This window comes from Williamsia herbipolensis (assembly GCF_000964005.1).
Lineage (GTDB): Bacteria > Actinomycetota > Actinomycetes > Mycobacteriales > Mycobacteriaceae > Williamsia_A > Williamsia_A herbipolensis.
The window spans coordinates 158,661-175,363 of the sequence record NZ_JXYP01000036.1; the positions used below are offsets into that span (position 1 = coordinate 158,661).

General features: G+C 72.2%; 10 protein-coding genes. 4 read left to right on the forward strand and 6 right to left on the reverse strand.

The window, feature by feature from the left end:
- Window positions 1-202: 202 nt before the first annotated feature.
- The gene (locus TU34_RS22485; RefSeq protein ID WP_052689054.1) at window positions 203-4,549 is read right to left on the reverse strand and encodes an IniB N-terminal domain-containing protein; all 4,347 of its coding nucleotides are present in this window, start codon (window positions 4,547-4,549) and stop codon (window positions 203-205) included.
- A 244-nt stretch (window positions 4,550-4,793) separates the two neighbouring features.
- Here TU34_RS22485 and TU34_RS19160 point away from each other — a divergent pair, with 244 nt between their 5' ends.
- The 3 genes from TU34_RS19160 (at window position 4,794) to TU34_RS19170 (ending at window position 10,935) form a co-directional block, all read left to right on the forward strand.
- Window positions 4,794-6,632 (forward strand): Hsp70 family protein, encoded by a 1,839-nt coding sequence (locus TU34_RS19160; RefSeq protein ID WP_160298555.1) that lies wholly within the window; start codon window positions 4,794-4,796, stop codon window positions 6,630-6,632.
- A 189-nt stretch (window positions 6,633-6,821) separates the two neighbouring features.
- Window positions 6,822-8,396 carry an Hsp70 family protein gene (locus TU34_RS19165; protein ID WP_045824482.1) on the forward strand — a complete coding sequence of 525 codons (1,575 nt, stop codon included), beginning with the start codon at window positions 6,822-6,824 and terminating at the stop codon, window positions 8,394-8,396.
- A gap of 13 nt (window positions 8,397-8,409) precedes the next feature.
- Window positions 8,410-10,935 (forward strand): LuxR C-terminal-related transcriptional regulator, encoded by a 2,526-nt coding sequence (locus TU34_RS19170; RefSeq protein ID WP_052689055.1) that lies wholly within the window; start codon window positions 8,410-8,412, stop codon window positions 10,933-10,935.
- Window positions 10,936-10,967: 32 nt separating this feature from the next.
- Here the strand turns inward: TU34_RS19170 and TU34_RS19175 are convergent, their stop codons facing one another.
- Window positions 10,968-11,396, reverse strand: coding sequence for a MerR family transcriptional regulator (locus TU34_RS19175; protein WP_338063016.1), 429 nt, complete (start codon window positions 11,394-11,396; stop codon window positions 10,968-10,970).
- A gap of 50 nt (window positions 11,397-11,446) precedes the next feature.
- Here TU34_RS19175 and TU34_RS19180 point away from each other — a divergent pair, with 50 nt between their 5' ends.
- A complete protein-coding gene (locus TU34_RS19180; protein ID WP_045824483.1) occupies window positions 11,447-12,301 on the forward strand; it encodes an alpha/beta fold hydrolase in 855 nt (284 codons plus the stop codon).
- 7 nt (window positions 12,302-12,308) lie between these two features.
- On the opposite strand, the gene TU34_RS19185 is transcribed toward TU34_RS19180, so the two are convergent.
- The 4 genes from TU34_RS19185 to dnaK all read right to left on the reverse strand — a co-directional run bounded on the left by TU34_RS19185 (window position 12,309) and on the right by dnaK (window position 16,527).
- Window positions 12,309-12,716, reverse strand: a complete 408-nt coding sequence (locus TU34_RS19185; RefSeq protein WP_045824484.1) for a heat shock protein transcriptional repressor HspR — start codon at window positions 12,714-12,716, stop codon at window positions 12,309-12,311.
- On the reverse strand, window positions 12,716-13,912 hold the full coding sequence (gene dnaJ / locus TU34_RS19190) for a molecular chaperone DnaJ (protein ID WP_045824485.1): 1,197 nt from the start codon (window positions 13,910-13,912) through the stop codon (window positions 12,716-12,718). Before dnaJ ends, TU34_RS19185 begins: the two co-directional genes overlap by 1 nt.
- Before the next feature lie 150 nt (window positions 13,913-14,062).
- A complete protein-coding gene (gene grpE / locus TU34_RS19195) occupies window positions 14,063-14,677 on the reverse strand; it encodes a nucleotide exchange factor GrpE (RefSeq protein WP_045824486.1) in 615 nt (204 codons plus the stop codon).
- Window positions 14,674-16,527: a molecular chaperone DnaK gene (gene dnaK / locus TU34_RS19200; RefSeq protein WP_045824487.1), complete on the reverse strand. Its 1,854-nt coding sequence runs from the start codon at window positions 16,525-16,527 to the stop codon at window positions 14,674-14,676. Before dnaK ends, grpE begins: the two co-directional genes overlap by 4 nt.
- Window positions 16,528-16,703: the final 176 nt, after the last annotated feature.

The following is a 16,703-nucleotide window of genomic DNA, read 5'->3' on the forward strand; positions in this document are numbered from 1 at the left end:
TCGACGACCTCAAACTGTCGTGTCCACCGGCGGTGCCCGACCGCCGCATGGCCTGTCTGATCTGGGTGTTCTGTGTGGTTACCGGGTCCGCGAACCGCATCGGCCCCGCACGCAAGCGTACGGGGCCGACGCTGTCACACGGTCGTGGGCGGCAGTTCGGGGCAACCGCCCACCGTCGGTGACGAGCTCGCGGTGGTCTCGGTCAGGGCAGCAGGCCGTGTCCGAGGTCCAGATGGTGGTTCTGTGTGGCGGTGGCGTCGGTGTGCGACGCGGTGTCGGCGGTGCCGCCCAGGCCGGTCGACAGGCCGTCGGTGAGGCCGCCGGTCAGACCCGAGTCGTGCAGGGCCGACCCGTGCGCGCTGCCATCGGCCGCGGTGGACGACGTGGTCGCCGCGCCGAAGGTGTGGTCGGCGTCGAGACCCGACCAACCCTGGTGCGCGGTGAGACCGCTCGTGGCGCCGCCCGTGAGGCCCGCCGCGCCGCCGCCGGCGAGGCCGGCCGTGGTGCCGGTGAGACCGTGCAGCGCGCCGTCGACACCACCGGTGCCGGCGGCCGCGCCGAACGCGTCGCCGGTGAGCCCCGTGGTCCCCGCCGTCGAGCCCGCGGAGAGCGAGTGCACGGAGTCGAGCGCGCCCTGCAGGTTCGCGGTGGCGTCACCGCCGAGCGCGCTCTGGACGCCCGACCCGAGGCCCAGCCCGCCGGCGAGCGACGTGCCCGCCCCGGCGAGACCGTGCAGACCGGAGGTGGCCCCGGCGGCACCACCGGCGTCGAGCGCGGTGTTCGCCGCTCCGCCGATGGCGCCGTCGAGTCCTGCGGCCAGGTTCGGCGTGGGGTCCGATCCTCCGAGGCCGAGTCCGAGTCCGGTGGCGAGTGATCCGGCGAGGCCGGTGCCGAGCGACGCGGCGCCGGCGAGGCCGGCACCGGGGTCGGCGAGTCCGGCGACCTGGCCGCCGAGGTTGCCGCCGAGGTTGCCGCCGAGATCGCCACCCGCGGCGAGGGCCGTGGTGAACGCGGTGCCGAGGCCACCCGCGGCGTTCCCGTCCAGCGACAGGGCGCCGCCGAACGCCGAGCCGAGCACGCTGCCGGCGTCGAGTCCGCCACCGAGGCCGGCGAGGAGGTCGGTGCCCAGGCCGCCGGCGAGCGAGCCGCCGAGCGACCCCCCGAGAGATCCGTCGAACGCCGAACCGACGACGGCGCCGAGCGACGCCCCGAGGGCGGCAGCACCGCCGCCACCGAGTCCGAGGGCCGCACCGAGCGCGCCACCGAGGTCGGCGGTGCCGCCGAGCACACCGGCGAGATCGACGGAGCCACCGAGCGCGGTGGTGAACGCCGCACCGAGCTGCGACACGAGCGCCGGGTCGACACCGAGTCCGGCGGTGAGACCGCCGGCGAGCACCGAACCGACGTCGAGACCCAGCGACGGATCGATCGCACCCGCGGCCACGGCCGCGGTGACCGCGCCACCGAGGGCGGTGCCCAGTCCGGCGGCCGCGGATCCGCCGGCGCCGAGGGCGGTGGCGAGCGATCCGGACAGGTCGGCGGCGAGGCCGCCCGACACGAGTGCGGTGAGGTCGGTGGTCGCGAGGCCGCCGGCACCGAGCGCCGCGACGAGATCGGTCCCCAGGTCCGCGGCCGCGCCGAGGCCCAGGGCGCCGGTCGCGTCGAGTCCGACGGCGCCGCCGAGCACGGTCGACAGGGCGCTGCCGAGGTCGAGACCCCCGGCCAGGAGACCCGAGACCTGCGCGCCGAGCGCGCCGGAGAGCGCGGTGCCCAGGACGGCCCCGAACGATGCGCCGAGGTCGGCACCGAGGGCGCCACCGGCGCCGAGCGCGGTGCCGAGGATCGCCGACAGGTCGGTGGTGCCGGCGAGAACGCCGGCCAGGTCGACGCCGCCGCCGAGGACCGCGTCGAGCGCTCCTCCGAGCTGGCCGATCACGAGGCCGTCGACGCCGAGTGCGGCGCCGAGGCCTGCGGCGAGCGTCCCACCCACACCGAGTGCGAGCGAGGGGTCGACGGCCGCGAGACCGCCGAGGCCGGCCGCTGCGGTCAGCACCGATCCGAGTGATGCCCCCAGGCCTGCACCGAGCGTTCCGCCGGCCGACAGCGCGGCACCCAGGGCCCCGGAGAGCTGGGCGGCGATGTCGCCACCGAGGACCGCCGCGAGGTCGGTCGACAGGACGCCGCCGGCGCCGAGGGCCGCGGCGAGAGCGCCGCCGAGATCGACACCTCCCCCGAGACCCAGTGCGCCACCGAGGACGGTCGACAGGGCGGCGTCGAGTCCGACACCACCGGCGAGAAGGCCGGAGAGCTGGGCGCCGAGGACGCCGGCGAGTCCGGTGCCGAGCACCGCACCGAGGGTCGCGCCGAGGTCGGCCGCTGCGGCGCCACCGAGACCGACGGCGCCGCCGAGCACCGCTGCGAGGTCGGTGGTTCCCGCGAGCACCGCGGCCACGTCGACGCCCGCGCCGAGCAGGGCGTCGAGGGCGCCGCCGAGCTGGCCGACGAGGAGTCCGTCGAGCCCCAGTGCCGCGCCGAGCTGGCCGGCGAGTGCGGCGCCGGCGGACAGTGCGACGCCGCCGTCGAGCAGACCGCCGACGGTGACGAGGCCACCCAGTGCGCCACCGAGCGCGGCGCCGAGATCGGCGGCGACCGCACCACCGGCGCCGAGGGTGGCTCCGAGCGCACCCGAGAGCTGCGCCGCGAGACCGGTGTCGAGCAATGCCGCGAGGTCACCGGTGAGCAGACCGCCGGCGCCGAGGGCCGCGGCGAGCGAGCCACCGAGATCGAGGGCACCGGAGAGGTTCAGCGCCGAGGACAGATTGAGGGCCGACGACAGGTCGAGGGCACCGCCGAGGACGGTCGAGAGGGCCGCACCGAGACCGACACCGCCGGCGAGCAGGCCGGACAGCTGGGCGCCGAGGGCGCCGGAGAGTCCGGCCGCGCCACCGAGGGCTCCGCCGAGCACAGCGCCGAGCGCGAGACCGAGGTTCGCCGCGACCGCGCCACCGGCGTCGAGAACACCCGACAGGGCCGTCCCGAGCGCCACACCGAGGTTTCCGCCGCCGGCGAGGATCGCGGCGAGGTCGATGCCGTCGGCCGCGGCGAGCGCGGCGTCGAGGGATGCGGCCAGGGCGGCCGTTATGCCACCACCGAGACCGAGTGCGCCGGTGAGCGAGGCGGCCAGGGCGCCGCCGGCTCCGAGGACGGTGCCGAGGTCGAGCAGTCCGGTCACGTCGGTGACCGCTCCGAGCGCCGCGCCGAGCGCGAGACCGAGGTCGGCGCCGATCGCACCGCCGGCACCGAGGGCCGCGCCGAGCGCGCCCTGCAGCGAGGCCGTGAGCCCGCCGACGAGCCCGGCGACGACCGAGGCGTCGAGCAATCCCGTCAGAGCACCGCCGAGGCCTGCGGTGACGCCCAGGGCCGCTCCGAGAGCGCCGCCGAGCTGTGCCACGACACCGCCGAGCAGGTTCGCACCGAGGCCGAGTCCGCCACCGAGGACCGCGGCCAGGGAGCCCGCGACCCCGAGTCCTGCCGACAACGCACCGGCGAGATCGGCCGCGAGCGCGCCGCCGACGCCGACGGCACCGCCGAGCGCCGCACCGAGGGCTGCGCCGACGTTGGCGGCCAGCGATCCGCCGACGGCCAGGGCGCCGCCGAGCGCGGCACCGACGGTCGCCGTGCCGCCGGCGACCACGACACCGGCCGCGCCGAGCGCCGCGTTGATCGTTCCGGCCAGCTGCACACCGAGACCGGCAGCCAGGCCGAGTCCACCGGTGAAGACCCCGGCGATGGTGGCGCCGATGTTCAGGAGGCCGTTCGCGTCGAACACGGCGCCCAGACCGCCACCGACGGCCAGGGCCGCGTCGACGAGGGCACCGAGTGCGACACCGAGTGCGGCCGCGATGTCGCCGCCGACGGTGAGTGCGCCGGCGAGAGCGGCGGCCAGCGCGGCCGACAGCTGCGTGCCGATGGCCAGGTCGCCCAGGGCCAGGCTGCCCAGCGAGAGGCTCCCGAGGCCCAGGTCGATGAGGTTGTTCGCCGAGATGAGGTTGCTCAGGTCGATGCCGCCGAGCGCGATCCCGCCGAGATCGATGCTGCCCAGTGCGAGCGACCCGAAGTCGATGCCGCCCAGGTTCAGTCCGCCCAGACCGCCGAAGTCGATGCTGCCGAAGTTGATGCCGCCGAGGTTGACCCCACCGAGGTTGACCCCACCGAGGTTGACATTGCCCAGTCCGACGGCGACCCCACCGAGGCCACCGAGGGCTGCCCCGCCCAGACCGCCGACGCCGATCCCACCGAGACCGCCGCCCAGACCACCGAGCCCGCCCGCGGCGGGGGTTCCCGCACCGACGATGGACGCCAGTCGCGATCCGCCCGGGAACAGACCCGACTCGGCGACCGCCGGCGCCGCGGCGACGATGTCGGCGGGGCAGAGATCGCCCAGGCCGGCGGTGTCGAGGGCACACTGCGGGTCACTGAGGTATGCCGCGGCGGCCTTGTCGTCGCGCAGCAGGTTCAGGATGAAGTCGAGAACGGCGTTGGTGGGCATCGGGGCTCCTGGATCACTCGAGGTGGCGCGGTCGGCGCAACCTGACTGCTGACCACGCTAGGGGCGAGGGCACCCGGGCCCAACGGGGTGAAGCCCCCTGTCTCGTCGGGGGCATTAGGGGATCCCCCCGCGACCATCTCGAGGGGCCCGTCATGGGGTAACGCGGTGGGCCCCGATGGCGACAAGCGGGAGAAGAACCGGTGGGGTCACGACCCCACCCCAGCGACGAACGGGAGTCGACCTCATGGCCGGAGGCCACCACAATTCCACTGCCGGAGGCCACCACACGCCCGCTGCGGCAGCAGACACCCGCCGACCGTCGGGCCTGGGCATGAAGATCGGCGCCTCCATGTCGGTGGCTGTCTCGTCCACACCGTCGGGCACCTACGACGCGCTCGTGCGGCCCACCGCACTGGAGGTGGCGCCCGGTCGCGAACCGGTGCTGGCATCGGCACGGCAGGACGCCGGCGCCGAGGGCTCGGCGCGACTGTCCGGCTTCACCGAGCGCGTGGGCGACCCGGTGGAACTCGTCGCCGACGACGGCCGACGCTTCAGCGGCGAGGACCTCTACGCGACGGCGCTGGCGTGCCTGGCCGCGGAGTCCCGCTCGGACGCCACCAGTGTCGTCGTGACCTGCCCGAACGGATGGCAGCCCTACACCGTCGACATGGTGCGCGCCGCAGCCGACGCCCACGGCCTCTCCGACGTCACCTTCGTGCCCGAGGCCATCGCGAGCGTCACGGCGGCGCAGGCCACCGGCCGTGAGCTGCCGTCCGACGTCGTTGTCGTGTTCGACCTCGGCGGGTCGGCACTCGACATCACCGTCGTCCGCACCGGCGACGAGTCGCAGATCCTGGGCCGACCGACACGGTCGGAGGAGATCAGCGGCGACTCGTTCGACCAGCTGCTGCTGGCCCACGTGCTGCAGTCGGTCGACGCGGCCGACTCGATCGATCCGTTCGAACCCGCGACGGTCGAGGCGCTGACCGCACTGCGCCGGCGCTGCACGATCGCGAAGGAGACGTTGTCGGTCGACACCGACACCACCCTCACCGTCGACCTGCCCGGGCTGCACACCGAGACCCGACTGGTGCGCTCGGAGATCGAGTCGCTGCTGCACGACCAGATGTTCGCAGCGGTGTCGTTGCTGCGTGACGCGGTCACCGCCTCGGGCCACAGCCTGCGCGACGTCGGCGCCCTGCTGCTCACCGGCGGCGGCGCGGCGATGCCGCTGGTGACCGAGATGCTCTCCGGTGTCCTGCGGATCCCGGTGGTCGTCGATGCCGACCCCGCCACCACCTCGGCGTTCGGTGCCGCCATCCTGGCCGCCGAGATCGACGCCGCACCCGGGGCCCTCGACGCCATGCCCGCCAACGCCGCCGCGGCCGCAGCCGAGGTCGCAGGCGCCACGTCGAACGCCTCCGCCTCCGCCTCCGCCGAGACGGTCGTCTCCCGCACGGTCTCCCCCGCCCCGCGGACGCCGGTCGCCGCGACGTCGACATCGGGTCGTACCCGTCGGCTCGCGATCATCGGTGGGGTCGCGGTGGCGATCGCGCTCATCACCGCGGGCGGGTTGTCGGTCGGTACCGCGCTGAGTTCGTCGGAGAGCCCGGCCGCGACAACCGCGACCTCGGCCGCGACACCCGCGGCGTCGTCGCCGGCGGCTCCCTCGGCGGCTGCGCGATCCGGTGCGCCCGCCTCCGCGGCCCGGACGTCCGCCGCGAACGACGCCAGGTCGAGCGGCTCCTCGGACCGGACCTCGGGCGGCTCCACCTCCGGTGGCACCGGTTCGGGTTCCACGGGCTCCGGCTCGGGCGGGACGCAGTCCGGCGGCGCCTCGAACGGCGGTTCCACGTCCGGCGGGACCTCGAACGGATCGGGCGGGGGCACGAGCGGCGGTTCTACCGGGGGCGGCGCGACGAGCGGCGGATCGACCGGTGGATCGGGCTCGACGGGTGGCGGTTCTGGGTCGGGCGACACCGGTTCGGGTGGCGACACCGTGCCCGAGCAGACCTTCAACCCCATCCCCACCGTTCCCGCACTGCCGACGGTGCCCGGCCTCGGCGGCCTGTTCGGCCGCTGAGCGGCCCACAGCGCCAGGGCCTGCGATGACCGTGGATCGAGACCACAGCCACCGCGGCGAACTCGCCGCAATCGGTGGCGAGCGGTAACGGAAGGGTGTTCGATGGCGATGAGGAAGTTGACCGTGGAGTCACGACCGGCCGGGGGGTCGTCGTCGATACGTGCTCCCCAATCGGACGGAGCGACCCCCATGGCTGCTGGACTCGGTGTGAAGATCGGTGCGACGACCTCGGTCGCGGTGTCGGCGACACCGACGGGTTCCTACGACGCCCTGGTGCGACCGACACCTGCGGACGCGGCCTACGCGACCGCGATCGCCGATCTGGCCGACGAGTCGGGCTCCACCTCGAACGACGTCGTCGTCGCCGGACCCAACGACTGGCAGCAGTCGGAGAACGACGAACTGCGTGACGCCGTCACAGGGCACGGTCTCTCCGACGTCCGCGTCGTCCCCGAGGCCCTGGCCAGCCTCGCCGCCGCCACCGCCGCGGGCGGCGAACTCGATCACGTCTCCGACGGTTCTCTGGTCGTCGTCTACGACCTCGGTGCCTCCGCGCTCGACATCGCCGTCGTCGAGACGGGCGAGAACCCCCAGATCGTCGGTACGCCCGTGCGATCGCACGAGATCAGCGGCGACGCGATCGATCAGCTCGTCGTCGACCACGTGCTCGCGGCATCCGGCGCGAACGCAGTCGACCCGTCGGATCCCACGGCCGCCGCCGCGATGGCCGGACTCCGCGCCGACGCCACTGCGGCGAAGGAAGCGCTGTCGACGGAGACCGACGCAACCATCGCCGTCGACCTGCCCGGCGCCGACTCGCAGGTGACCCTGAGCCGCTCCGAGCTCGAATCGCTCGTGCAGAACCAGATGTTCGCGTCGATGACGATGCTGCGCGAGGCGGTCACCGCGTCCGGACACCGCCTCCGAGACGTGGGGGCGTTGCTCCTCACGGGAGGCGGGGCCGCGATTCCCGTCGTCGCCGAGATGCTCTCGGGCGTTCTCCGCGTGCCGGTGGTCGTCGATTCCGACCCCGCCACCACCGCCGCCTACGGCGCGGCGATCCTCGCGTCGGGGTCGGGGGCCGCCGCGGTGCCCGCCACGGCGGCCGCTGCCGCCGGCGGCGCCGCGATGGCGAGCCGTATCCACACCGTGGCCGCGGCGACACCGGCTCCCAGCGCCGTCGACGAGATCGAGAACTCCGGCCGTCGGAAGCGGTTGGCGCTCATCGGTGCGTTCGTCACCGTCGCCCTGCTCTCCGCGGGTGGACTCGCGGTCGCCGCCTCGTTGAATTCGGGGTCCGATCCGTCCGATGCCGCCGTCGCCACCGCGATCAACCCGCTGGCCGATGCCAGCTCGTCGACCTCGGCCGCCGCGACCGCCGGTGTGCCCACCATCGTCGAATCGCGGATCACCACCACGCCGTCGGCCGGCCGGACCGATGGAGGCGCGCAGGCTCAAGCCCAAGCCCAGGCCCAGGCACAGGCACAGGCACAAGCCCAGGCGCAGGCTCGGGCTCAGGCGCAAGCCCAGGCGCAGGCTCAGGCGCGTGGCGGCAATCCCGCATCGGCCAACACCAACGCGGCTCCAGACAATTCCGGGTCGCAGGCAGGCGCTCCGACCGCGGGCGCAACATCTTCAGCTGCTCCCGCACCATTCGTCCCACCGGTCGTTCAGCCCGCGGTCATACCCCCTGGCAACGGCCCTCCGCTGACAGACCTCATACCGAAGCTGCCTAGCCTGCCCGGGATCCCCGGTCTGCCCTGACCCATTCTCGTCGATGACCGATCACGCCGTGGGCGGCGTCGCCCTCGCGGGAATGCCCGATGCGCATACCCTGCTGGCGGCACTCGCCGCCGACGAGCGTCGCGGGCACGTCGGCATCAGCGCGACAGCCGGGGGCGGGAAGACTCTTCTGCTGTCGTCGATCGCCGACTGTCACCGCAGCGCCGGCACGGTGGTGATCACCTCCGTGCCCGCGGCCCCGGACGCCGGGACCGCACTGGTGATCGATGACGCCCACGATCTCGACGACACGACGCTCGCGCGACTGGCCTCGATCGCCGCGACCGGTGAGGTCGCCGTCGCCGTCGGGGCCGAGCCCCGCGATCATCGACCACTCCTGCGAGATGTGTTCGCCGCGATCGGTTCTCACGGTCGTGTCGTCACCCTGCCCCCCGTCACCGCGACCGGGGTCGTCGAACGATCCGGACGCCGACTGTCACCTGCGGTGGCCACGGCGATCGCGCGGATGAGCGGCGGGAACCGTGCCGCGATCGACGCCGCGATCTCCGCGGTGACCACACAGGACGATGTCGACTCCGGGGCCCGATCGACGATCGGTGTCGCAGCCGAGGCCATCTCGGCGTATCACCATCGCGCACTGCGTCGCCTCGACCGCGCCACACTGCGCGTGCTGATCATCGCCGCCGCCGGTTCCACTCTCGACCCCGACGCCGTCGCCCAGACCTGCGACCTCGACATCGCGGCCGCGACGTCGGCCATCGACGCTGCTCGGGGATCGGGCTTCCTCGGCGACTCCGACACGTTTCTCGCCGATGCCGATCCCGCGCTCACCGCCGTGGTCGGCGCGCACCAGATCGCGACCACCCGCACCGCCCTGGTAGGGGTGCAACTGGCGCACAACGCACTTCCCCTCGAGCGGGCACTGTCGGCGGCGGGCGACGGGATGGTCGACCCCGCACTGGCCGAGACCCTCATCGACCATGCCCGGGCCGCCCGCGGGCACCGGGCGGTCACGATCTGGTCGGCGGCACGCGCGGCCGGCGCCGACCGGTCGGTCTGCGATCGGCCGCTGGCCGCCGCGGCACTGGCGGCCGATGACCTCGACACGGCCGACCGCATCGCCGACGAAGCGCTCGGCTCCGAGGACCGGGCCGCGGTCGCGACCGGCGTCCGCATCGCGGCCTCGGTCGCCGCCCGTCGCGGAACCTACTCTCGCGCTGCGCAACTCTTCCGCTGGTTGGGGTCCGACAGGGCCGGGACCGACGCCGCCGCCGGGGTCGTCGCCGTCATCGCCGCGGGTGACCGGACGTCGGCCGAGGAGTTCCTCGCCGTCGCCGAACACGCGCCGCCCACGACCGACAACACCGCCGCCGCGCAACTCGCCGCCGGCCTCCTGGCGTCGGTCACGGCTACACCCGCGACCGCGGTCGGCGCGGTGTTGCGCTCGGTGTCGGCCGCCACCGACCACCACCGCATCGAACCCGAGTCCGCCGCCGTGGTCGCCATCCTGTTGATGCTGCACACCGGGGACCTCGCCGGCGCGGCATCGGTGCTCGCCCGGCGCAGTACTCCGGCGGACGGTTCCGGCGACGCCCGCACAGACGCCCGACTGCTCCTCCTCGACGCGTGGACCGCCATGACCGCAGGCGATCTCACCCGCGCGGCCGCGCTGGCGTCGTCGGTGACGGTGGGGTGCCACCGCGAACGCCTCCTGATGCACGCTCTGCGTGCCGGTATCGCCCGCCGCCACGGCGATTCGGGGGCACTGGCCGGCGCGTGGCGTGACGCGCAGCCGGCAGTGGCAGAGGCCGAGGCCGACCTGTTCGCGCTCCTGCCACTGGGCGAGCTGCGGTTGGCCGCCGTGCGTTGCGGCGCCGCCGACCGCATCGCGCACCTCGCCGCCGAGGTCGACCGACTGCTCGCCGCGCTCGGCGATCCACCGGTCTGGGCCGCGGCGTGGCACTGGTACGGCGTCCAGGCGGCGATCCTCGCCGGGACCCCGGATGCGTTGGTGCCGCACGCCAGGGCACTCGGTACGGCCGCCGATGCGCACCCCTACGCCGCGGTTCTGGCGCGGGCGGGGCGGGTGTGGCTGCGCGTGCTGCAGGGTGACGATGCCGATCCCCCGTTGTCGGTCGACGAGATCGACCTCGCCGCACACGATCTGCACCGCATCGGCCACGGTTTCGACGGCGCCCGACTCGCCGCGGAGGGGGCACTGCGTGTGGACGACACCCGCTCGGCCACCTCCCTGCTACAGACGGCGCGCACCATCGGCGGAGCACCGTCAGCCGGTGCGTCGCCCGGTCCCGAGGCCCCCGCGGTCCCGGCACCCGGCGCGACCGGTGTCGCCACCCTCTCCGAACGCGAGGCCGAGATCGCGGAGAAGCTCGTGCTGGGCCTCACGTATCGCGAGATCGGGGCCGCGCTGTTCATCTCGGCGAAGACCGTCGAGCACCACGTCGCACGCATCCGACGTCGGCTCGGGTCGACCTCGCGTTCGGAGCTGCTGTCGACACTGCGCGCAGCCGGCTACGGTGCCGCCGCATCGCAACCCTGAAACGTCGACCCATCGAACGACGGCTCCGCGCGCTACTCGACGCCGTGTGATGCCGGTCGCCACGAACCCGACACCCGCGGGGTGCAGACAGGGTCCTGCGCGAAGCGCGAGCATGCGTCACATTCGCTGACCAGGTCGTGTCTGCACCCGATCACATGGGTGAGAAACTGTTCGGCGCGGAGCAGGCGTTGCCGCTGCTCCCGGAGGTGTTCGAGCTGCCGGGTCAACACCTCGGCTCGTCCCGCAGACCCACGATGGAGCACCTGCCGGATCTGCGGGAGGCTCATACCGATGCGCTGACATGCGCGCACCACTTCCACGCGTCGGACGTGCTCGTCGGTGTAGAGGCGGTGGCCCGACGCGGATCTGTCGGCGACCACCACCCCCTCCGCATCCCAATGCCTCAGGACGTGCTCGGCGACTCCGACCTGCTCGGCGACCTCTCCGATCCTCACCCTCACAGTTTTGCAGCTTGACCTCAGGTCGACCTGAACTCCTAGCGTCCCCGACCATGACCACGCCGATTCCGCCGCTGCCCGACCCTGTCCACGTCACCATCGACGGGACGTCCATCGCCACCTACGTGCTCGAGAACCGTGGACGCGCACCCGTCGGGGACGTCGTCTTCTGTCACGGCACGCCGTGGTCCGCACAGGTCTGGGCCGAGGTCGGCCGGGCGGTGAGCCATCATCGACGAGTGTTCCTGTGGGACATGCCCGGGTACGGCCACTCGGCCGGCGACGACGATGTCCGGATCGATCTGCCGGCGCAGATGTCCCGCTTCGCGACCCTGCTCACGACGTGGGGACTCGTCCGCCCACATGTCGTTGCCCACGACATCGGCGGTGCGGTCGCCCTTGGTGCGCACCTGCTCCACAGGGCCGAGTACGCCGGCCTGTTCCTCTGGGACGTGGTGACGCTGCACCCCTGGGGCTCAGCATTTTTCGCACTCGTACGCGCACACGGCGATGTGTTCGACCAGCTACCTGCAGCACTGCACCTGGCGGTGGTGGGCGCCTACATCGCGGGCGCCGCACACGGCCATCTGTCGGACGAGTGGCGCAGCGTGCTGACACGCAGCTGGTCGGGACGGTCGGGACAGCGACGCTTCTACCGCCAGATCGCGTCGCTGCATCCGGAGGACACACGACCCGTCGCCGAACGGCTCCACACCGTCCGGTGTGCCACCGCAGTCGGGTGGGGCGCTGACGATCCGTGGATCCCCGTGGAGCAGGCACATCGCCTGAGCGAACTCCTGCCGGGGAGGGGATCACCGGTCATCCTCGACGCCACCGGACATCTCACTCCCGTCGAGTCACCCGCGCACGTCACATCCGCGATCGACGAGTGGCTCGACGCCACCTGAGCCAGGGTCAGCGAGTGCGTTTGCCGCGGGGTTGCCAGACCACGAGGGCGCTGGTGCGCGGTACGGGGACGAGTTCGCCGCCGTGCCCGCGATGACGCAGATCGTTGCGGGCCGAGGCGAGTTCGGCCTCGAGTTCGCGGACGCGCTGGGCCAGCGCGTCGACATGGTTGGTGAGATCGATGATGCGTTTGATGCCCTCGAGATTCACGCCCTCGTCCTGCGAGAGGCGCTGCACCTCGCGCAGCAGCTCGACGTCACGCGCCGAGTAGCGCCGGCCGCCGCCGGCCGCGCGCTGCGGACGCACGAGGCCGAGGCGATCGTAGGTGCGCAGGGTCTGGGCGTGCATGCCCGCGAGCTCGGCGGCGACGGAGATCATGAAGACCTCGTCGTCGCCTCCGGCGGCCGATCGGCTCATCACTGATCACCCCATCCGTCCCTCGGCCGAAAACCACTGGCGCGCTCGGCATCGGCGTACTCGCGGAGCTTCTCGACGGCGGCGTCGTCGAGCTTCTTCGGCACCGCGACCTTCACCGTCACCAACAGGTCACCGGCACCGCCGGCCCGTTTGCTGACTCCTCGACCGCGTACCCGCAGCGTCCGGCCGTCGGAGGTGTTCGGCGGGATCTTCACCCCGACCGTGCCCTCCAACGTCGGCACCGACACCGTCGCGCCGAGCACCAGTTCGCCGAAGCTGACCGGTAGTTCGACCTTCAGGTCGTTGCCGACGCGCGTGAACACCGCGGGGCTCACCGTGACGGTCACGTAGAGGTCGCCCGACGGCGCGCCACGCAGACCGGCCTCACCCTGCCCGGCGAGACGGATCCGTTGCCCGTCCTCGACGCCGACCGGGATGCGGACGTTGATGGTGCGCGTCCGCACGGTGACGCCGTTGCCCGAGCAGTCCGAGCACGGCTCGTCGATGCGCGAGCCCGTCCCCTGGCAGTCGGTGCAGGGCTCACTGAACCCGAACGCACCCTGGTTGCGGCTCACGACGCCGGCACCGTTACAGGTCGAGCAGACCCTCGGGCTGGTGCCGGGTTTGGCGCCACTGCCGTGACATGTCGTGCACGGCGACGGCGACGTCAGTGACAACGACACCGTCGTGCCGAGCGCGGCGTCGCGGAACGACAACGTCGTCTGCGTCTCGAGGTCGTTGCCCCGGCGCGGTCGTGTCGCGGTCCGGGGTGCCCGGTTGAACAGGCCGCCGAACAGGTCACCGAACGCGCCGTCGCCGCCCGCGGTCGTGCCGGCGTTGCCGAACAGGTCACCGACGTCGAATCCGCCACCGGCACCGGGTGTCGCCCGACCACCACCGCCGGTGAAGCCGCCGCCGAAGCCGCCGCCCGCACCGTTGCCGCGGAATCGTCCGCCGGCGAAGGCGCTGCGCGTCTCGTCGTACTCCTTGCGTTTCGCGGGATCGGACAGCACGCTGTGCGCCTCCGACACGCGCTTGAATCGCTCCTCCGCCGCGGCATCGCCGGGGTTGGCGTCGGGGTGCAACTCCCGGGCCAGCTTGCGATACGCCTTCTTGATGGCGTCGGCCGAGGCGTCCGAAGCGACGCCCAGATCCTTGTAGAAGTCGTGCTCTAACCATTCCCTCTGTGGAGCCATAGGGCGTCACCTCCTCTTTCGTGAGAATCGTCGCCCCTGCGGGCGGAAAAGTTCTGTGTTTGTCGACATGGTGTCGCACCACCGACGCCCGCACCGCCGCGACGGACCCCGGAGGGGCGGTCGCGGCGGTGCGAGGTGGGTGTCACTTGCTCAGGCGTCGGCCGGGGTGCCGTCGGTCACGGTGACCATCGCGGTCCGCAGCAGGCGATCGCCGAGGCGATATCCCTGTCGGTAGACCGCCCCGATCACCGGGCTCGCGCCGTCGCCGTCGTGCTGCACGGCCTCGTGCAGAGCCGGGTCGAACGCGTCACCCTCTGCACCGAAGGCACTGAGCCCCTGCGCCGTCAGCGTGTCGACGATCTTGTCGGCGACACCGCGCAGCGGTCCGCTCTCGAGATCGCCGTGCGCACGCGCACGGTCGAGGTCGTCGAGCGTGGGCAGCAACGCGTTGATCAACGTCGCCTTGCCCTGCTCGACCGCACCCTGGCGTTCCCGCTCGGCGCGGCGCCGGTAGTTGGCGTACTCGGCCTGCAGTCGCTGCAGGTCGGCCAACAACTCCGCCTCCTTGGCCGACGGTGACACAGAATTCGGCTCCGCCGAGGCCTCCTCGGGCGTCAGCTCGGCGCCGTCGGCTGCACCGGCCTCGGCGGGATCGGCGTTCGCCGCCGCCTCGGCCGCTGCGGACACGTCCTCCGGGTTCACCTCCCCGAGGTCGACCGGATCGCCCGGCTCCTCCTGCGGTGTACCCGGCTGATCAGCCGTCACTTGTTCTCACCGTCGGTGTCGGCGGGCTCGTCCACGACCTCGGCGTCGACGACGTCGTCGGCACCGGCCGATGCACCCGGAGCGCCCTCGGCGCCGCCCTCGGCCGCGGCGTTGGCGTAGATCGCCTGTCCCAGAGCCTGCGACTCGGTGGACAGGGTCTCGACCGCGGTCTTGATCGCGGCGAGATCGGTGCCCTTGAGCGCCTCGTTGGCGCCGGCGATCGCGGCTTCGACCTTCTCCTTGGCGTCGGCGGGAACCTTGTCCTCGTTCTCCTTCAAGAACTTCTCGGTCTGGTTCACCAACGACTCCGCCTGGTTGCGGGTCTCGGCCTCTTCCTTGCGCTTACGGTCCTCGTCGGCGTGCGCCTCGGCGTCCTTGATCATCCGGTCGATCTCGTCCTTGCTCAGGCCCGAGCCGTCCTGGATCCGGATGGTGTTCTCCTTGCCGGTGCCCTTGTCCTTCGCGGTGACGTGCACGATGCCGTTGGCGTCGATGTCGAAGGTCACCTCGATCTGCGGGACACCCTGCGGCGCAGGCGCGATGCCGGCCAGCTCGAACGAGCCGAGCAGCTTGTTGTGCGACGCGATCTCGCGTTCACCCTGGTACACCTGGATCTGCACCGACGGCTGGCTGTCCTCGGCCGTGGTGTAGGTCTCCGACCGCTTGGTCGGGATGGTGGTGTTGCGCTCGATCAGCTTGTGCATGACGCCACCCTTGGTCTCGATACCGAGGCTCAGGGGTGTGACGTCGAGCAGCAGAACGTCTTTCACCTCACCGCGCAGCACACCGGCCTGCAGTGCGGCACCCACGGCGACGACCTCGTCGGGGTTGACGCCCTTGTTGGGCTCCTGTCCACCGGTGAGCTCCTTGACCAGCTCGCTGACCGCGGGCATACGGGTGGAACCACCGACGAGCACGACGTGGTCGATGTCGCCGACCGAGACGCCGGCGTCCTTGATCACGGCCTGGAACGGCGCACGGGTGCGCTCGAGCAGGTCCGAGGTGATCTTCTGGAACTCGCTGCGGCTCAACTGCTCGTCGAGGAACAGCGGGTTCTTGTCGGAGTCGACGGTGATGTAGGGCAGGTTGATCGAGGTGCTCTGACCGGACGACAGTTCGATCTTCGCCTTCTCGGCCGCCTCACGCAGACGCTGCAACGCCATCTTGTCCTTGGTCAGGTCGATGCCGTTCTGCGCCTTGAACTTGTCGACGAGCCAGTCGACGATGCGCTGGTCCCAGTCGTCGCCGCCGAGGTTGTTGTCACCGGAGGTCGCCCGGACCTCGACGACACCGTCACCGATCTCGAGCAGGGACACGTCGAACGTGCCGCCGCCGAGGTCGAAGACGAGGATGGTCTGCTCGGACTGGCCCTTGTCCAGGCCGTACGCGAGTGCGGCCGCGGTGGGCTCGTTGACGATGCGCAGGACGTTGAGGCCGGCGATCTGGCCGGCTTCCTTGGTCGCCTGACGCTGCGAGTCGTTGAAGTACGCGGGGACGGTGATGACCGCCTCGGTCACCTCGTCTCCGAGGTAGCTCTCCGCGTCGCGCTTGAGCTTCATCAGCGTGCGGGCGCTGATCTCCTGCGGGGTGTAGTCCTTGTCGTCGATCTTCTGCGACCAGTCGCCCTCGCCCATGTGGCGCTTGACCGAGCGGATGGTGCGGTCGACGTTGGTGACGGCCTGGTTCTTCGCGGGCTGACCCACGAGGACCTCGCCGTTGCGCGCGAAAGCCACCACCGACGGTGTGGTCCGCGAACCCTCGGCGTTGGCGATGACGGTGGGTTCTCCACCTTCGAGAACCGACACCACCGAGTTGGTGGTGCCGAGATCGATACCGACAGCACGTGCCATGTTTGTTGCCTCCTTGACGATGCCGCGCGGGGCGCGGCGTTGCTTTCTCCGTTTGCCGAAACCGGGATGAGCGTGCACCCGGATGTCCGTGAACCTCAGCGCGGATGACTCAACTACTACCCGTCGTCGAACAGGTCGTCAACTCACTTGAGTCGATCTCACTCAGGTTTCGAGGT